General features: G+C 59.4%; 13 protein-coding genes and 4 pseudogenes. 14 read left to right on the top strand and 3 right to left on the bottom strand.

Features of this window, described 5'->3' with window-relative positions; all coding sequences use genetic code 11:
• The first annotated feature begins 20 nt into the window (after positions 1-20).
• The 3 genes and pseudogenes from LCM4577_RS17755 (at position 21) to LCM4577_RS17745 (ending at position 3,226) form a co-directional block, all read left to right on the top strand.
• Positions 21-1,220: an IS256 family transposase gene (locus LCM4577_RS17755; RefSeq protein ID WP_071072582.1), complete on the top strand. Its 1,200-nt coding sequence runs from the start codon at positions 21-23 to the stop codon at positions 1,218-1,220.
• A gap of 69 nt (positions 1,221-1,289) precedes the next feature.
• Positions 1,290-2,072: pseudogene (locus LCM4577_RS17750) on the top strand (ATP-grasp domain-containing protein); the annotation flags it as partial.
• 151 nt (positions 2,073-2,223) lie between these two features.
• Positions 2,224-3,226, top strand: a pseudogene (locus tag LCM4577_RS17745) (prephenate/arogenate dehydrogenase family protein).
• 184 nt (positions 3,227-3,410) lie between these two features.
• Here LCM4577_RS17745 and LCM4577_RS17740 read toward each other — a convergent pair.
• Positions 3,411-4,109, bottom strand: coding sequence for a hypothetical protein (locus LCM4577_RS17740; protein ID WP_083354758.1), 699 nt, complete (start codon positions 4,107-4,109; stop codon positions 3,411-3,413).
• 517 nt (positions 4,110-4,626) lie between these two features.
• Here LCM4577_RS17740 and LCM4577_RS17735 point away from each other — a divergent pair.
• The 4 genes from LCM4577_RS17735 (at position 4,627) to LCM4577_RS17720 (ending at position 9,296) form a co-directional block, all read left to right on the top strand.
• Positions 4,627-5,052 carry an SET domain-containing protein-lysine N-methyltransferase gene (locus tag LCM4577_RS17735; RefSeq protein WP_083354757.1) on the top strand — a complete coding sequence of 142 codons (426 nt, stop codon included), beginning with the start codon at positions 4,627-4,629 and terminating at the stop codon, positions 5,050-5,052.
• A gap of 223 nt (positions 5,053-5,275) precedes the next feature.
• Positions 5,276-6,754: an aldehyde dehydrogenase family protein gene (locus LCM4577_RS17730; RefSeq protein WP_071072579.1), complete on the top strand. Its 1,479-nt coding sequence runs from the start codon at positions 5,276-5,278 to the stop codon at positions 6,752-6,754.
• A gap of 189 nt (positions 6,755-6,943) precedes the next feature.
• Entirely contained in the window at positions 6,944-8,113 is a 1,170-nt protein-coding gene (locus LCM4577_RS17725) for a Xaa-Pro peptidase family protein (protein ID WP_071072674.1), read from the top strand.
• Positions 8,114-8,279: 166 nt separating this feature from the next.
• Positions 8,280-9,296: an IS110 family transposase gene (locus LCM4577_RS17720; protein WP_071072673.1), complete on the top strand. Its 1,017-nt coding sequence runs from the start codon at positions 8,280-8,282 to the stop codon at positions 9,294-9,296.
• A 571-nt stretch (positions 9,297-9,867) separates the two neighbouring features.
• Here LCM4577_RS17720 and LCM4577_RS17715 read toward each other — a convergent pair.
• Positions 9,868-11,227 (bottom strand): annotated as a pseudogene (locus LCM4577_RS17715) (IS30 family transposase).
• Here LCM4577_RS17715 and LCM4577_RS17710 point away from each other — a divergent pair.
• The 7 genes and pseudogenes from LCM4577_RS17710 to LCM4577_RS17680 all read left to right on the top strand — a co-directional run bounded on the left by LCM4577_RS17710 (position 11,220) and on the right by LCM4577_RS17680 (position 18,005).
• Entirely contained in the window at positions 11,220-11,537 is a 318-nt protein-coding gene (locus tag LCM4577_RS17710) for a hypothetical protein (protein ID WP_131803468.1), read from the top strand. The pseudogene LCM4577_RS17715 and the gene LCM4577_RS17710 sit on opposite strands and share 8 nt — an antisense overlap.
• A gap of 402 nt (positions 11,538-11,939) precedes the next feature.
• Positions 11,940-12,824, top strand: coding sequence for an ectoine/hydroxyectoine ABC transporter substrate-binding protein EhuB (gene ehuB, locus LCM4577_RS17705; RefSeq protein WP_244508357.1), 885 nt, complete (start codon positions 11,940-11,942; stop codon positions 12,822-12,824).
• A gap of 78 nt (positions 12,825-12,902) precedes the next feature.
• Positions 12,903-13,574 carry an ectoine/hydroxyectoine ABC transporter permease subunit EhuC gene (ehuC, locus tag LCM4577_RS17700; protein WP_071072575.1) on the top strand — a complete coding sequence of 224 codons (672 nt, stop codon included), beginning with the start codon at positions 12,903-12,905 and terminating at the stop codon, positions 13,572-13,574.
• The gene (ehuD, locus tag LCM4577_RS17695) at positions 13,571-14,239 is read left to right on the top strand and encodes an ectoine/hydroxyectoine ABC transporter permease subunit EhuD (protein WP_071072573.1); all 669 of its coding nucleotides are present in this window, start codon (positions 13,571-13,573) and stop codon (positions 14,237-14,239) included. The genes ehuC and ehuD overlap by 4 nt, the downstream gene beginning before the upstream one ends.
• Before the next feature lie 106 nt (positions 14,240-14,345).
• Positions 14,346-15,122, top strand: coding sequence for an ectoine/hydroxyectoine ABC transporter ATP-binding protein EhuA (ehuA, locus tag LCM4577_RS17690; protein WP_071072672.1), 777 nt, complete (start codon positions 14,346-14,348; stop codon positions 15,120-15,122).
• Between the two features lie 123 nt (positions 15,123-15,245).
• Positions 15,246-16,264: pseudogene (locus tag LCM4577_RS17685) on the top strand (IS110 family transposase).
• Between the two features lie 889 nt (positions 16,265-17,153).
• Entirely contained in the window at positions 17,154-18,005 is an 852-nt protein-coding gene (locus LCM4577_RS17680) for an alpha/beta fold hydrolase (protein WP_071072571.1), read from the top strand.
• Here LCM4577_RS17680 and LCM4577_RS17675 read toward each other — a convergent pair.
• Positions 17,983-18,363 (bottom strand): M20/M25/M40 family metallo-hydrolase, encoded by a 381-nt coding sequence (locus tag LCM4577_RS17675; protein WP_338012039.1) that lies wholly within the window; start codon positions 18,361-18,363, stop codon positions 17,983-17,985. The two genes, LCM4577_RS17680 and LCM4577_RS17675, sit on opposite strands and share 23 nt — an antisense overlap.
• Between the last annotated feature and the right edge of the window lie 128 nt (positions 18,364-18,491).

Raw genomic sequence — 18,491 nt, 5'->3', positions numbered from 1 at the left:
CCATTTCGGAAGGACCACCGATGACCGACGACATGATGAACCTGCGCACGCTCGTGGAGAAGACCCCGGATGCCGATCTGCTGCGCGAGATGATCGGCTTTGCCGCCGAGCGGCTGATGGAGTTGGAGGTGGGCGCGGCCACCGGTGCCGGCTATGGCGAGAAGACCCCGCTGCGGCTCGCTCAACGCAACGGCTATCGCGAGCGGGATTGGGAGACGCGAGCGGGAACCGTCGAACTGCGCATTCCCAAGCTCAGGAAGGGTTCTTACTTCCCGGGCTTCCTCGAACCGCGTCGTATGGCCGAGAAGGCGCTGACCGCCGTCATCCAGGAAGCCTATGTGCAGGGCATCTCGACCCGGTCGGTTGACGACCTGGTCAAGGCGATGGGCATGAGCGGCATCTCCAAGAGCCAGGTCTCGCGGCTGTGCGAGGAGATCGACGGCAAGGTGAAAGCCTTCCTCGAGCGGCCGATCGAGGGCGATTGGCCATACTTGTGGATCGATGCCACTTACCTAAAGGTGCGCCGCGGTGGGCGCATCGTATCGGTCGCCGTCATCATCGCCGTCGGCGTCAACGCAGACGGCCGGCGCGAGGTGCTTGGCATGGAGATCGGCGCCTCGGAGGCCGAGCCGATCTGGACCGAGTTCCTGCGCAAGCTGACACGTCGCGGCCTGCGCGGCGTCAAGCTCGTCGTCTCAGACGCACATGAAGGTCTCAAGGCGGCCGTCACCAAGGTGCTGTGCGCCACTTGGCAGAGATGCCGCGTCCACTTCATGAGGAACGTGCTGGCGCACGCCGGCAAGAGCGGCCGCAGGGTCGTCTCGGCCTTCATCGCCACCGCCTTCGCCCAGGAAACGCCCGAGGCCGCGAGCACCCAATGGCGCGCCGTCGCTGATCAGATCCGGCCCAAGGTCCCGAAGCTGGCGACAATCATGGATGACGCCGAGCTCGACGTGCTGGCCTATATGACCTTCCCGAAGGAACATCGCGCCAAGCTCCACTCGACGAACCCCATCGAGCGTCTCAACGGCGAGATCAAGCGGCGCACCGAGGTCGTCGGCATCTTCCCGAACGACGATGCGATCGTGCGCCTCGTCGGGGCGCTGCTGCTCGAACAGAACGATGAGTGGGCCGTCCAGCGAGCCCGCTATATGACCCTTGAGACGATCAGCCAGATGAGCGATGATCCCCTCATCAGCCTGCCAGCCGTGGCGCGCTGATCAGCCCGGCCCATGCCGGAGAGCTCGGCGACCAATGCCGCCAGCTACACCACATCCCGGGACATGATCCGATCTTCGCCTAGGATACTGGTGGAAGAATTCGCACAAGGCCCATATTATAGCGCTGACATAATGGGCAATGAAGTGATTGGAATTGCCGCTGGTGACTTCGGCCGCCTACCGCATTTCGTCTTTAGCGGGTACAGTCATCCGGCCCCGCTGAATGATGAGGACTATAAACGTATCGCAGACGTTTCGCTGAGCTGTTTGCGAGCTCTCGACCTTGGCTGGGGGCCAACGAACATTGAATTCCGGTGGACGAAGCGTGGACCAGTCGTCATTGAAGTCAATCCGCGTCTTGCGGGTGGGCCCAATCCTCGGCTGGTTCAGCTGGCTTACGGTGTCGATCTGGTCACCGAGCATATCAAGCTTGCTATCGGCGAGGAATGGGATTTGAGCAGACGGCATTCGAACGTTGCGGCCGCCCGATTCCTGATCGCGGATAGAGATGGCATCCTGGATTGGATCGGTGGCGACGGTCACGCGGCTGCTGTACCCGGTGTCGCCGAGGTCGCAATGTATGTTAACCCCAAGACGCCGATCGTCAGGAAAGGCGATTACCAAGACCGTATCGGACATGTCATCGCCGCTTCACCAAGCCAAACTCAGACTGCGGGGATACTTGAACGGGCCGTCGACATCATTGATTGGTCGATTTCACCATTTCCGAGCCTTGGGGAACAAGAACAATCAGTTGCCCTCTCACGGATAGGCAGCGCAGGTTGCGCCACTAAAGGGATGATCGTGGCCAAACATCAGTGCAATCGAGAACAGGAGAGGGGCGGGTTTTAGCGGACCCTCAGCCTAGACCAGATCAAGCAACATGTCCGCGCGCGCGTTGCAGGCTGCGGCTGTTCAAATGCGTTGCGGATGACGGTCGGGACCGAAGCGATCCATTAGGCGGAATTGTCGCCGCAGGCACCAAATTCTTGAAAAGATGGCCATGTCGAAACGTTTGTTTGGAAAGATCGGCTTGGTCGGCATCGGCCCGATCGGCTCATCGTTGGCGCGGGTCATCTGCCGTGAGCGGTTGGCCGGCCATATCGCCATCGCAAGTGGTGGCATCGAGACCCTGAAACGCGCCGAGGAGCTGAAGCTCGGCGATACCTATACGATTGAGGCGAACGAAGCGGTACGCGGGGCCGACCTGGTTGTCGTCTCAGTGCCCGTCGGGGCCTCAGGCGCCGTGGCTGAGGAAATCGAGCCGGCGCTTAAGGAGGGCGCTATCCTAACCGAAGTCGGCTCCGCCAAAGTCTCCGCGATTGCTCAGATGCAGCCCTTCGTGCCGGAGGGCGTACACTTCATCCCCGGTCATCCGCTGACCGGCACGGAGAAGTCAGGTGATGCGGGTTTTGCCGATCTGTTCGAGAACCGCTGGTGCATCTTAACGCCGCTGGAAGGCACCGACCTCACTGCGCTGGAGAAGCTCTCCGAATTCTGGCGCCGCTGCGGCGCCAACATTGGCACGATGGACCCGCAGCACCACGACACGACCCTGGCCCTCGTCTCGCACCTGCCGCACATCATCGCCTACAACATCGTCGGCACGGCAGCCGACCTAGAAACGGTCACAAAAAGCAAGGTCATCAAATATTCCGCCTCCGGTTTCCGCGATTTTACTCGCCTCGCCGCTTCCGATCCCAGAACATGGCACGACATGTGCCTGCACAATCGCGACGCGATCCTCGAAATGCTGGCTCGCTTCTTGGAGGATCTTAGCCCACCTGCAGCGGGCGATCCGCTGGGGCGAAGACGACAAGCTGTTCGATTTCTTCACTCGCGCGCGCGCCATCCGCTGCTCTATCATTGAGGAGGGGCAAAATATCGACGCGTCCGGTTATATTACTTCGGCCAGGCAGTCGGGGATCCGCAGGTCGCTCGCACAACAAACAGCCCCTTCGCCACGACACCCGCAAGGCCGGTGCCAACTTGATCCGTCTCTCTAAATATTCGCCCGATCTGACCCCATCGAGCAGGTCTTCGCAGAACTCAGGGACCTTGCGGCCGCCCGCCTGCACGGTCGAAACTGTCCTCGTCGCGATCGTCCAGCTTCCCGAGATCTTCACTCCGCTGGAATGTGCCAACTATTTCGGGAATGCCCTCCGGGCGTATGCGCAAGATCAGAAGGCTCTAGCGTCTTGAGCCACCGGTAACTTTAATGAGCCGGGACAATTCGCGTCGCGTTAGCCAAACAAGCCAATCATCCTCTTCGATGCCTCGGTCAGGTAGACTCAAAATGGCCCCGCTCGCCTCTCGGTGGAGATAGCCATACTGATCCGCAACTCCCTTCTCAACTGACCAAGTAGGGACAAGGGCATAAATGAAATCGGGTGTCCATTTCACCCACGCCAGCCCAAATGCAATACCCGCAAACGTTCTCGGTAACCCCTGCCCCCTAAAATCCTCTCGGAGCCATATATCGCCGTGATAAGCTACCAGTCGAGTTATTCTTTGAGCGGTGGGTGCCCGGCAAATGCATGAGGAGCCTCGGCCGGCGAGGCTCTTTGGATTCGCGTAGAAGGCTTTCAATGACTCTAGATGTCTAGCCAAGTTGGTGGCCGTCAAATCGTCCACCCGAAGTGCCTGAACATGCGCTACTTTGCCAGACCGGTCTTCTCCGACGATCCAAAACGCACGACCAGCATCAAGCTGCGAACAATCTGGCCGGAAGTTCGGATCTGTACGGGCCTTTCCGGCAATACCCGCGGTAATCTCGGCGTATTCTTCGAAATTCTCACCCATCCTGAATAGCAAACCAGAATTGCGCGCTGCCTCATCAAGCAACGAGATGTATTTTGATGCGACAAGAATTGTAACGTGATCGTTCATTTACCGGTTCCTCGCGTTGAGGCCCAATTCTCTGGAGCAGCCATAGACTCAACCTGTCCGCATCCGCCGTCTCCACGCAAATCACCGGAGCAAAGAATCGAAGGCCAGGTTTTCGAGGTTTCCATCCGATGCCAGCGACGGGACGCGTCAGAAGCCGGTACGTCAGCACGATAGGTCTTACGGACCTGAGAATCACCCACGCGTTTTGGTAGGTCTCACCAAGGGGAATACGGACTACATAGTGCCTTGGCTTTCTCCGGTAGAAGACGCGCACTGCCGCCCCAGCAATGTGTCGGGTGAGCGAGGAGCTGCCTCGTTGTGAGTTAGCCCGTATGGGAGGCATGGTGCCGATGGTGAAACCTGGATTTGCCGCGCCTGACGGATACAGCGATCCTCCTAGGCGAGTGCGAATGTCGACTTCTTTGAAGTCAGCATTATTGCTGAAGCGGGGCCGGGAGACTGAATTCACCCTAGTGAACAACGTTAGGAACGTTCCATCACCCAGGAGTAACCAGAGATGGTCGACAGGATCTTTGATCGTYGCAATGCAGTGTATGTTAAAAACGTTCCCCGCAAAGGTCGCGGCGTGTTTGCAAATATTCCGTTCAAGGCGGGAGACGTAATTGATCGCGCCCCAACATGGGGATTCGAAGGTGATGACGCAAACATGCTGAATCGTACAGGATTGCTCGAATATTACTTTGTGAGAGATGATCTGGATCTGCGAGAGGGACCTAATCGGGTGGTGGGTTACGTTGTCTTCGGTTTCATCTCCTTAGTGAATCATTCCGCGAACCCAAACGCAGAAACAATCTGGACCGATGGAGACGCCGGCGCGTGGGCGAGTATTGTCGCAATAAAAGACATAATCGTTGGCGAAGAAATTACTCATCACTATAAGAATATCCCAGATTACCCTTCAACTGTCAAATTCATAGAATGAGCGCAAAGATGATGCGCGGCGATATAGAGCCTTCACCGCCCAGAGGTGCGGGTAAGCTTCAGGGCACTCGCTCCACATTTAGCGGCCACCTTTGTCGGTCGTGACCGGCGTCACGGTTAAGCTAAGGCCTTATCATACCATCGGGTGACAACCCAATCCGCCCCGAGGAGGTCACTACGTCAAGCAGCGGCACGCGCCGATGAGAAGTCGAAAGAGGACTAGAATGGCTAACGCCGAGGTGACCAAAAATTACATCGATGGCACGTGGCGGGATTCCTTGTCCGGTACACGGATCGAGGTCGATGACCCGTCGAATGCCGAGACGATCGCCGTCGTAGCAGAAGCAGGGCCCGAAGATGTCGAAATCGCCGTTGCTGCCGCTCATCGCGTCTTTCGCGACCGCGTCCTCATAGATATGCATCCCTATGATCGTGGACGAATGTTGTTTCGCGTAGCCGACGCACTCGAAGCCCGCAGCGACCAGATCGCGACAATTAACTGCGCCGAGACGGGGAAGGCACTGGATCTCGCCCACGACGAAGTTCGAACCGCCATTAGATACCTGAGGTACTATGGTGGCCTGGCCGACAAGCTCGAAGGTCGTTCGATCCCGCGCGGAGCCAATTTAGTCGACTACACCGTCAGAAGTCCTTTCGGCGTGTCCGCTCAGATCGTCCCGTGGAATGGTCCACTAGAGCTGACAGCTCGTTCGTTGGCGTGCGCTATCGCAACCGGCAACTCCGTGGTGGTGAAGTCACCAGAGCTGGCACCCTTGTCCGGAATTGAAGTCGCACGCGCCTGCGAGACCGCGGGGTTGCCTGCCGGAGCAGTCAATGTGCTCAGCGGCTACGGGAAAACGGCAGGCCAGGCGCTGATCAACCATTCCGATGTTCGCCACATCGTCTTCACAGGCTCGATGGCAACCGGGCGAATGGTCCTCAAGACCGCATCGGACCGTATAGTACCCTGTATCATGGAACTGGGCGGCAAGTCGGCTGCGGTTGTGTATCCCGACGCCGATCTTGACGGCGTTGTAGAAGCCGTGCGGATCGGGACCTTTCTAAATGCCGGCCAGAATTGCAATAACCTTACACGACTGCTCGTGGAACGCTCTGTTGCAGACGAACTAGTAGAGAGAGTGAAGGTCTGCGTCGAAGGACTGTCGGTTGGTCCAGGACGCGAGAACTTCGAAATCACCCCCTTGATCTCGCAAAAGCAGCGACAGGGAGTCGAGCGAGCTTGCCAGACTGCCCTCTCGCAAGGGGCACGGCTTGTGATCGGCGGAACTGCACTTTCCGAGCGGTGCGGCTATTTCATGGCGGCGACGGTTTTTGCCGATGTTGGGCAAGAGAGTAGCCTCTTCCAGAGAGAAGTCTTCGGCCCTGTTCTTGCCGTCACTGCGTTCGATGATCCGGTAATGGCGGTCGATCTCGCGAACGGCACCGATCAGGGCTTGGCTGCGGGCGTGTTTACGCGGGATATTGACCGAGCCCTTTGGACCGCGGATCTGCTTTGGGCTGGCCAAGTGTACGTGAACGGATGGTACGTCGGCGGCGTCGAGACGCCGTTCGGTGGGGTAAAACAGTCCGGCTACGGCAGGGAGAAGGGGAGGGAAGCACTGGACGGCTACGTTCAGACGAGAAACGTCGGCATCCGGATCTCGCAACCGTCAAGTAGCAATAGRCAGAGGCGCGCAAAATGACATAGTTGATCGTCATTGCTCGCAATGTTATCCGCCAGTCTTAAAGTGTTGCGGCGGAGATGCGGTCCCTATCGAGCTGTTGAATTGTAGGTGCCGAGATCGAGAGCAATATAGGGGCGGCGTGCGCCCAGGGCAAGGAGCATGAGCCCTGGTCAGACACACACTGAGGTACATCCGAGGGAGTTTTTGATGCAAGTAGTCAAAGGTCCGCAGGTATTCCCGCGCTCGGAATATCTGCGCAGGCTTAATGCGGTGAAAACGAGGATGGCTGAGCGTGACACCGCCGCGGTTGTCATCACAGACAACGCACATATAACTTACCTCACGGGGTCGGTTGCTCGCTCTTATGACACGCGCGGTCTTGTCATCTTGAGCTCACGGGAAGAACCGGTCTTCATCCTGCGTTGGATGGACGTTGCTGCGGCCGTCCAGGAAACCTTCATGGAACGTGACAGCATCATAGGCTACACAGAAGATTTGGTGGGTGACCCGGACAAGGACGGTCACGATGCGGTAATTGACTTCCTGTTGGATCAGGGATTGGGGCAGTGCAGTATTGGGTTCGAGCTGTGCAACTTGACGCTCTACTCGGGTGAAAAGTTTAAGTGCCGTTTGCCGCAGGCCCGCATGGATGACTTTTCGACCGTGGTAACCCGAATTCGCACGCTCAAGTCGGATCTCGAGATCAGCGTCATGCGCGAAGCGGCTGCCATTTCGGACGCAGGTGTGCTTAGGGCCGCCGAAGTTATGCGCCCCGGCATCAGGGAGGCAGATGCCATCGCCGAAATTGTTCGGACGCTCGCCCGCGGAGCGAACGGCAAACCCGGAACTTGGATCGCAACGCCCTACCTCTGCGCCACGTCTCGAATTGGAAATCCGCATACCACCTGGAGCGAGGACATCCTCCGGGAAGGTTCACAGGTCAATCTCGAAATAGCTGGCGTCCGACATGACTACCACGCTCCAATCTGCCGGACTTATATCCTGGACAAACCGTCCGATCGCTTGCTGCGTATCCATGAAGCCCAACTCGCCGGCCTCGAGGCGGGGCTTAATGTAATACGCTCCGGCGCCGTCAGCGGAGAAGTGGCCAAAGTGATTCACAGCACGACCGAGAAGCACGGATTCAAGAAGCGGTCGCGCGCCGGATACTCCATCGGTATCAACTGGATGGAAAACACGACCAGCCTAAAGCTGGGCGATACCACGGTTCTCGAGCCAAACATGACCTTCCACTTGCATCTAGGTTCCTGGGTCGAGGAAGACTTCGGCTATGTGCTTAGCGAAAGCATTCTCGTCACCGAATCCGGCGTCGAGGTTCTCACAAAGGCGCCGCGTCAACTTTTCATATTGGACTGAGCGCGCGAACAGCGTCGCTCAAACGCCCAAGATCCTGCCGCGCAGTCATTCCGGAGCGCCCGGACGACGCGGCGCCCCAACAGGGCCTGGTCGTGAACCACATGGCCTAATCGGCATGCGAGCATCGAGTAAGCTGCTCGTGTCAATGATGCCATTGGAGAGCGCGATGTCGACATATGTAGGCCTGGATGTTTCGCAGAAAGAGACTGAGATTTGTGTGGTGGATGTCGAGGGACGTCGGATCTGGCGAGGCAAGTGCCGGACGGAGCCGAACAGCATCGCTGTCGCACTTAGAGAGCATGCTGGCGGCGCTGTCAGGATCGGCATGGAGACTGGTCCACTCTCAATATGGCTCTGGCGCGAACTGCGGGCGCTCGGCCTCAAGGTCGACTGCATCCATGCTCGCCGGGTCGCGGCTGCGCTGTCGCTGCAGGTGAACAAAACCGATGCCAACGACGCGCATGGCATTGCGCAGGTCGTGCGCTCGGGTTGGTATCGCGCCGTTGCGGTGAAGAGCCTGGCGAGTTGTCGCATACGAGCAATTCTGACGGCGCGCGGTCAGCTGGTATCCATCAGGACAACCCTCTCGAACCAGATCCGCGGTTTGCTGAAGACATTCGGCGTTGTTCTCGCTCCCGGAAAGGGCGGAACGTTCGATAAGATGGTGTTGTCGAGGTGCCCCGAAGACGCGTTAGTACGGTCCGCAATCGAGGCGCTGCTTTGCGCCTGGCGCGTTGCTGGTGAACGCCAACGCGCGCTCGATGCGCAGCTCATTCGTATAGCCAGGGCAAGCGAGGTATGTCATCGAATGACCAGCGTCCCCGGAGTAGGCGCGATCACCGCGTTGACCTTCGCGACGACAATCGATGATCCAAAACGCTTTGGCCGATCAACCGATGTCGGTGCGTACTTGGGCCTAACGCCTAGACGCTACCAATCGGGAGAGGTCGATATCGCCGGTCGCATCTCCAAGTCGGGCGATCGTGCTGCCCGCAGCTTGCTGTTCGAGGCTGCCAATACGTTGCTGACGCGAGCCAAAAAAGATAGCGATTTGCGCCAATGGGGCTTGGCTCTCATGATCCGGATCGGCGCCAAGAAAGCAAAGGTCGCCGTTGCCCGTAAGCTCGCAGTCATCCTGCATTGCATTTGGACGGACGGGACGGCCTTCGAAGGAGCACGTTAATCAATTGCACATCGTAGTCGTCCTGAGGAGGACGCCGGCAGGATCATCCCGAAACTTCTTACGCGACGACGATCGCGGGAATCACATGGGGAGATCCACTGACGTGGGCCATGATGCGGCGACACAAGTGTCGACCCCGAAGACGACAAGGTCCAAAACCTCAGCGCTTGACTGCGATTAGACGATAAGAAGATCAGGCGCCTGATGCGCGCGCATGATCTGCAGCCCAAGGTCCGGCGGCGCTTCATTGCCACCACCGACGGCGACCATGACAGCCCGATCTTCCCCCAATCTGGCAAAGGACGCCGTTCCGACCGGTCCAAACCAGCTTTGAGTCGCCGACATAACCTATGTGGCTGTGCCGGGCCGCTTCGTTTACGTCGCCATCGTTCTCGACGCGTAGTCGCGCTCGCCGGATACGCCATCGGCCGCTCGATCGACCCGCACCTCACGACCAAAGCTCTGATGGCGGCTATCGACCGCAGAGAGCCGCCGCCAGGCCTGATCCATCGTTCCGACCGAGGCGTCCAAGGCGGATTCAAGCGGTCGTCGCAACACTGATTGTGTTCACTCACGACAGCAACTCGTCAAGCGCCTCCGCCGGCGTTTTCCAGCCCAGGGTTTTTCTAGGTCGGGCATTGAGGGCCGCGGCCACGGCGGCGATCTCATCGGCGCTGTGGACGCTCAGGTCGGTGCCCTTCGGGAAGTACTGACGCAGCAGTCCATTGGTGTTCTCGTTGCTGCCGCGCTACCAGGGGCTTTGCGGATCGCAGAAGTAGACTTGGACACCCGCGTCGATCTTGAGACGATCGTGCTGAGCCATTTCGGCTCCCTGATCCCACGTCAGCGAACGGCGCAGTTCTTCGGGCAAGGTAATGATGGTGCGGGTAATCGCATCGCGCACGGCTTCGGCCCCATGTCCCGCGAGAGCAGGGCCATTCTTCACGCGCGGAGCTTCGCCATGCCTGCTAGCCGGGGAAGATGCAGCAACATCGTGAAGCGTGTCGTACGTTCGATCAGCGTGCGATCGCCGAGCTGCCAAGGCCAAGGATGAGGTCTCCCTCCCAGTGACCCGGCACCGCGCGATTGGCCGCTTCGGCGGGGCGTTGACTGATCATGATCTCCGGCAAGACAAAGCTCTTACCTCGACTGCGTACGCGGACCCTGGGGACCCGCAGCACGCGCCCCGTTCGCAAGCAGGCCGACCGTTCGCGGCGTAGCGCTCCCCGACCCTGAACGAAGAGGGCTTGATAGATGGCTTCGTGGCTGATGAGCATCGTCTTGTCGTCCGGGAAGTCGATCGGCAAGCGTCGGGCGATCTGCTCCGGGCTCCAAGCCCTGGCCCATCGCCGATCCTTTCGCGGGCCGTGCCGGCGGCCCTTCCACCGAACGGCCGGACCAGGAACGGCTGCGCCACTTGGGGTCATGACGACGCCGGCCAGTCGCTGCTCCACATAAGTGCGCAAGGTTGTGTTGAGCGCAAGCTTGGTCGGTTTGGGCCGACGGGCCGATCGGTCGGCGTGCCATTGGGCTGTCGATGGACGATATTCCAGCCCGCCGCTGCGGGTCGCGGCATTGCGTCGTAGCTCACGGGAGATGTCGAGGCGGATCGGTCAAGTCGGCGTCCGATCTCGCGTCTCGAAAAGGCCCTGTGCGATCTCCTCACGTTCCGCAAACGCAAGGTATCGCTCTGACGGCGGCTTGGTGGAAGATCTGAACATCGCTGGTGCCATGCCGCCCGCCTGTCGGAACAATCTGGTTCCAACAGGCTGCGACATACCAGCCGCCAGCGCAGCATCTTCGCCAGTGACGGGGCGATCTGAACTGCAGCGATTCTGGTTGGGGAGAGCGCAGAGGCTGACCAGCGGACGTCCCGGTGATGGCAACGACGCCCGTCCAGAACGGTGTGATCGTCGCTTTCCAATGCCCATCGAAACCTCCTTCGTTCAGGTGTTGCGACGACCGCTTGAATCCGCCCAGTATGCGGCCGAGCTCTACCGCGAGACACTGAGCTGTAATGGTCTGATCGGCTCAATGGGGCGCAGAGAGCTTCATGAAGACGCTCAAGACCGAGGCGGTCTATCCCATGGCCTTCGAAACATTCGAGGAAGTCGCGAATACCTTCCTCACTTCATTGAGGAGGTCTACAACAAGCGCAGGCTCCATTCGGCGCTGGGATATCTCAGCCCACAGCAGTTCGAGGATCAACACATCCGGCAGACTGGCAAAACAGCAGCCTGATCAATGTCCACCCTCAGGGGCGTACTCGAGCTCTGGCGCAGGATTGGCCCCTTCGCTCTAGCGTGTGCCCACCCAGTGATGTTGCGTACAGCGAGGGATCTCCCACTCCAGCAGCAGAATCGTCGGCCTCTACGCTAGACAGAGAAAACGCCGATTCACTGCGTATGTTAACAATATTTCGCACAAAGCGGCCCCTTTGTGCTGCTATATTCACAAAGTGGGCACTGAGCGGCCCGGTATCAAGGATGGGCAAGTTGGAACGAACCAGGTTACCGAGGCGCAATGTTGAGCCCGCATAGCAAGGGAACCGCCGCATCATAATTTATGTCAACAGATGGATATGAAGTCGCCTCACGGTGCGTGCTGGTGTGACCAGCGGCGAGAAAGAACGGAGGATTACTAATGAACAAGTGGCAATACATTGAGCACAGGGGTGGTCTTTTCAGGCGTGCTATTCTGAAGGGTATGGCTGCGGTGGGTGTGGTGGCGCTGGCAACCGCTTGGTTCGCCGGTTCCGCCTCGGCGCAGACGCTACTCGAGAAGATCAAGAGCGGAGGGACGATCCGGATCGGCTTCTCCAACACCCCTCCCTCCGCCTATCCGGGCAAAAACAACGAGCCGCTCGGCTTCTTCAACGCCATCACCCTCGACATCCTCAAGAAGCTCGGCACGACCAAGGTCGAGCCGATTGTGGCGGAATGGGGCTCGCTCATTCCTGGCCTGCAGGCGGGCCGCTTCGACATCATCACCGGTGGCATGTACATCCTACCCGAGCGCTGCCGTAATGTGCTGTTCTCCGAACCGATCGGAAAGTTTACTGAGGGCCTAATTGTGCCGAAGGGCAACCCTGAAGACCTGCACTCCTTCGGCGATATCCGTGACAAGGGCCTAACGTTGGTCACCGCCGCCGGTTACGAGACGGTTAAGACTGCCAAAGACGTCGGCATTCCGGAAAATCGTATCATGCAGGTCGCCGGCCCGGCCGAAATCCTGCAGGCGGTGAAAGCCGRTCGCGCCGCCGGGGGCTCGGCCTTCTACTTCACCGTTAAGGATCTCGCCGACAAGGACGCCAGCGTCGAACTGGCCAATCCGTACAGCCCGTCGGAAAAACCCGGCTACTCCGGTATCGCCTTCCTGCCCAACCAGCAGGCCGAGGTCGACGCCTTCAACAAGGTATTGAAGGACTATATCGGCTCAGACGAGATGATGAAGTCGGTCGGCAAGTACGGCTACACCAAAATCCACCTGCCGGACGGCACCACGACCGCCGAGCTCTGCAAGGAGTGATGCCCGGCGTCAGCCGTTTCCACACCTGATGCGCCTCCCCGGTCATGGCCCGGGAGGCGCTCGGCGGGGAGCAAGGACATGAACGAATTCGCGCTTGGCTTCAGCGTGGCGGCGCTCGTCAAGGGCGCTCTGACCACGCTTGTCGTAACCTTCGGCGCATCTGTGGTTTCGATCGTACTCGGGCTGATCGCTGGCCTGCTCCGGGTCTCTCCCCTTTGGCCGCTGCGCTGGTTTGCGGTTGGCTATATCGAATTCTTCCGCGGAACTTCGCTGCTGGTGCAGGTGTACTTGTTGTTCTTTGTGCTGCCAATCTTCGGCGTCGCCCTAGCGCCGTGGACCGTCGCAATTTTCGGCATCGGCATGAACGTCTCCGCATACGGCGCCGAGCTGGTGCGCGCTGCTATCCAGGCCGTCGACCGTGGCCAGTATGAAGCGAGCATCGCGCTCAATTTCCGACGGCTCACCATGATGCGCCGCATCGTGTTACCGCAAGCGGTCCGGATCATGCTGCCGCCCTGGGGCAACCTACTGATCGAGCTGCTTAAGTCGACCTCGCTCATCTTCTTCATTACCATCACCGAGCTTACCGCAGCCTCCAAGCTGGCAGCCGACGCCACCGGCAACTACCTGCTGTTTTTCGCGGTGGCGCTGTTTGGCTACTACGTCATCGCGCGCGCCCTGATCACGCCTTTCGTGCGTTGGCTGGAGCGTCGTCTATCAAGTGGCTTTGTGCGGCAGGTGCTGTCATGAGCATATGGGACTGGTCCTACGTGTGGGAAGCGTTGCCGTACCTTTACCGCGGCGCGATAGTTACGGTTCAGTCTACACTGCTCGGCTTCGCGATCGCGCTGGTGCTGGGCTTAGTCTTCGCGCTGATCCGCCAGTCGCCGAACCGCTACGTGTCCATAGCCGTGACGGAGATCGTGGAGTTCATCCGCTCCACGCCGCTGCTGCTGCAGGTGTTCTTCGTCTATTTCGTGGGACCGCAGTTCGGTGTCGTCATCCCCGCCTGGACGGCTGGCATCGGCGTGCTCGGCATCCATTACGCCGCGTATTGCTCAGAGGTGTATCGCGCCGGCATCCTGGCGGTGGAAGAAGGCCAGTGGGAGGCCTGCACGGCGCTCAACCTGTCGCGGCAACGAACCTGGCGCGCCATCATCCTGCCGCAGGCGATCCCCCCCATCGTGCCCGGCCTGGGCAACTACTTTGTCGGCATGTTCAAGGAAACGCCCATCCTAGCGGCCATTGCGATCCTGGAGATGTTGCAACAGGCGAAGAATTTCGGGGCCGAGCACTACCGTTATACCGAGGCCATAATCATGGCCGGCTTCTTCTTTCTCGTGTTCAGCTTGGTCGCTTCCGCCATCGTGCAATCGGTTAGCCTGTGGCTCAACCGCCGCTATCATTTGCAGTAGGAGGTCCGTCGTGAACGAGCCAAGAATCCGCTTCGAGAATATCGCAAAACGTTATGGGGCGCTGACCGTGCTGGACAATCCCGACATCCCGTGCAACGGGAAGGTCATGAACGAACCCATGGTCCGGTTCGAGAACGTCACAAAACGTTACGGCGCGCTGACCGTGCTTAACGAACTCAATCTCAGCATCGCCCGCAACGAGAAAGTTTGCATCATCGGCCCTTCTGGGTCGGGCAAGACCACGGTGCTGCGCGTGCTGATGACGCTGGAGCGCATCAACGGGGGGGTGATATGGGTCGACGGTGAGCCGCTGACGCACGTGCAGAAGAGGGGTCAGATGGTGTTGGCGAGCGATCGGCATCTCAGGCGCGTGCGCGGCAAGATCGGCATGGTCTTTCAGCACTTTAATCTTTTCCCGCACATGACCGCGCTGCAAAACTGCATGGAGGCGCCGGTTTCCGTGCTCGGGCTACCGAAAAAGGACGCCGAGGCGCGCGCAGCCGAACTGCTCGAGATGGTGGGGCTCAGCGACAAGAAGAATCACTTCCCGATCCAGCTTTCCGGGGGACAGAAGCAGCGCGTGGCGATCGCTCGTGCGCTGGCCATGCGGCCCAAGGTAATGCTGTTCGACGAAGTGACCTCGGCGCTCGATCCGGAGCTGATCGGGGAGGTGCTCAGCGTCATCCGCAAGCTCGGCGCCGAGCATGACCTCACTATGCTGATGGTCACGCACCAGATGGGCTTCGCAAAGGAATTCTCCGACCGGGTCTGTTTCTTCTACGACGGCAAGATCATCGAGCAGGGCCCGCCCGACCAGCTCTTAGGCAATCCGCAGAACGAGCGGACGCGGCAGTTCCTCAGCGCCGTACTGGAGGCGAAATAACTAAATGGGGTAACGGGCCTCTGGCGCCGCGGCCAGACCTTCGGTCGAGGCGGTCGTCCCTCACAATGACGGTGTGAACGGCGTCATGGCCGAAGCCAGCGCCAAACATCAAAGAGGACGACGGTGTATTATTATGCCGGGATTGATGTGTCATTGGAATGCTCAAGTGTCTGTGTGGTTGATGGGCAGGGCAAGATCGTGTGGCGAGCGAGCCGGAGACGCTGATCTCCTGGTTTGCGGCGCTCGAAGTACCGCTTGCGCGGATTGGCCTAGAGGCAGACCCGCTGTCGCAATGGCTATTTGCTGGGCTGCAGGCGTTCGGCCTGGCAGTGGAGCTTCTCGCGACGCGCCACGTGCGCGACGCCTTCAAGGCGATGCCGGTGAAGACGGATCGCAAAGATGCGCGTGGCATTGCACAGCTCATGCGGCTTGGCTGGTTCCGCCCCGTGCACTGCAATCACTGCCGGCACAGGAGGTCCGCGCCCTGCTGACCACGCGCAAGCCACTGCAGCCGAAGCGGCACGATGCCGAGATCAGCATCCGCGGGGTCTTGCGCGGCTTTGGCCTGAAGGTTGGCCCGACGACGCCGAAGACGTTTGAGCGGCCGCTTCGCGAACTGGTCGCCCATCATGACACGCTGCAGCAGATTGCCGAGGCTCTTCTCAAGACCCGAGCGGTGCTGCTGTGCGAGACGATCGAGAAGCGTCTTGTCGGGTTGGCAAGTCGCGATGGGCAGGTGCGCAACCTGATGAGCGTGCCCGGGGGTCGGGGCTTTGGTAGCGCTGACATTTTCGGCGGCCATCGACGACCCGTCGCGGTTTCGCTCGTCCCGGATGGTGGGCGCCCATTTCGGCCTGACGCCGAGGAAGTACCAGCCTGGTGAGGCCGGCCTGGCGGGGCGCATCTCCAAGGTCGGCGACCATGGGGTTGGGTGTGGCGCTCTACGAGGCGGCCAACGTGATGCTGACGCGACAGGTCAAGGGCTCTGCCTTGAAGTCCTGGGCGCTTGTGGTGGCGAAGCGGGCCGGGATGCGAAAGGCCAAGGCTGCATTCGCGCGCAGCTGGCGGTGGTTCTGCACCAGATGATGCGCAGCGCTGAGCGCTTTCTGACGACAGGCCGTCCTGCGGCAGTCGTTTCGTGAAGCGTTCGATGAGAGGATAAGGATAAGGAGGAACACGGCGGGCGTCGACACCAGATCCTGCCGTTACGACGTCCGTTGCCGGAACGTTGGATTCGTTTCCGCTAAGCAGGGAGCAGTTCGTTTGATGACTGCGCGTCCCTAGATTGGCCAGCCGATCCCGATCAGATCCCATCAGGCAGCGGCCAAAAGCGCCGACTGCGGACAGAAGCAAGACCCGGCATCGGACGAAGTTACGAGGGATTGCCAAGACGAGGCCCGTTACAGAAGAAGCGCCGTCTTAGGGGGACAGTGGGAGCTCGAGCGCGTCGCTCTCAACTGTTTTGCTGCTCATCAGTTCGCGCCTTCCGGTCGTCGAATTGCGATAGCGTGCTGCTCTCGGCCACCGACTTTAGATGCCCTTATGCTGCTCCGAGTTGATCCGGCGGCCGTATGCCGGCCGAGAGACGGCCTCACAGTCGCCGCCCGTCCGAGGCATGGTCCTTCGCCAGGCTACCAGAAACCCGGCGGCCTTCCCCAAGAAGTCACGCAGCGGATTCTCCGAGGCTCTAGTCGCAACTGCTACGAGGTCCGTGCAGGGAAGTGCGCTACCGTCGCCGCCGCTAGCTGATGTCCCGCTCCAGAGACAGCAACGGCTTATCCGAAGCGATCGTGGGCACGGACATATGTCCACAATTCGTAATGATCGAACGCGAATACCGGTAGCGAGGACTCTTCCAGGCCCACCAACGAACGGTGGTTGTGTGCGCAATCAGCGATGTAGCATTGATTTCCTGCGCTGATGGAAGATGATTTGCGCAAGGGCGCCCCAGTGAGGCTGGTATACTCATGAACAAGCGGTCCGCTCGATATCCAAGCCGAACCTGACACGACCAGTTTTGCCAGGAATCAAATGATTACTCAACATCGCATATGGGTTGGAGATATCGCGACCTCATATTGCGAGGCCGGAGCCGGTGAGCCGATTGTGTTTCTACACGGTGCCGGATTCGGCGCGGAGGGAAAGAGTTCCTTCGTTCGGCAGCTGAACGGCCTATCCGACCAGTTCAGAGTGATCGCGGTTGACCAGCTCCATTTCGGTGGGACGGATTATCCCGCTGATCACAAATACATCAACCGGCTGGGTCGTGTGGATCACGTGCTTGGCTTCATCGAAGCGCTCGGATTGAAGCAGATCACGTTGGTAGGTAATTCAGAAGGATCATTCGTCGCCGCGCGGGTCGCGATCGTGCGTCCCGATCTTGTTTCCAAGCTCGTACTGCTGACCGCCAACTCCGTATCACCAGCGTTTGGAGACGACCGTGACGATGCTTGGATGCAGGCCTGCCAGCAGGCTTACGACTATTCGGGACCGATGCCAAGCGAAGAGGAATACGTTAGTAGATGGTGGAAAGGCACCCGCGCCTGTGGGCAGGATGTGGAACACGCGAAGCGAGAGGCTTATCGACGAGCTACCGCTCGCGGACAATGGGAGATATTCCAGAAACTGCCCGAAGAAGAAACCAATATGCGTCTTTATGTTGCGCTACAACAAAGATACATCTTCCCCTATCTTGATCGGCTTCAGTCAGAGACGTTGATTATCTGGTCGAAGGACGACCCAACCGTAACGCCGGAACAAGGGCTGAAGCTGGCAAAGCTGATCAGGAATTCGGATTTCCACCTGCTGCACAATGCAGGGCATGCCGTTCACATCGATCAGAGCGAAGCTGTCAACAGACTCATCCGTCAAAGGTATGTCTAAATCGGCAGCGAACAGAACTCCATTTTGCTCTACAGCCAACATTCCCGGACGCGCATCTGCTCTCGCGGGCTACGACGGCAACCGCTGCACCTGGCCATGTGCAGTCTGCAATCCCGAAGAGACGGCCACCGCAATGCGCGTCTACGGACGGTTTTGCCTCATGCGCGGAATTGCCGGTGATGGTGATGTCGAAAATATCGCAGGCAAGCGTATGCGGCCCCGCGCCGACCGCAATCTTTCCGGTCGCGGTAGAGGGATCGACATGGATGCCGATCGCCGCGTCGACATCGTCCAGCAGCCCTTCCGCGACGACCCGGCGGCCGCCGAGCGGTTCCGCCTCTTCGGCGGGCTGGAAGATGACCCCGTGGGTCGGTCAAAATCCCCCAGGTATGGTCACTTGAAACTCCCCCACCTGATGATCACTGGCAGCGCTGCTGAACAGCGGTAGCCGGTAAGGCAGGACGTTTATTTTCGCCCCCTTCCATA

The sequence above is a fragment of the Mesorhizobium sp. LCM 4577 genome, from assembly GCF_001854795.2.
In the GTDB taxonomy this organism is placed as follows: Bacteria; Pseudomonadota; Alphaproteobacteria; order Rhizobiales; family Rhizobiaceae; genus Mesorhizobium; species Mesorhizobium plurifarium.
This window is presented reverse-complemented; position numbering and strand designations above follow the sequence as displayed.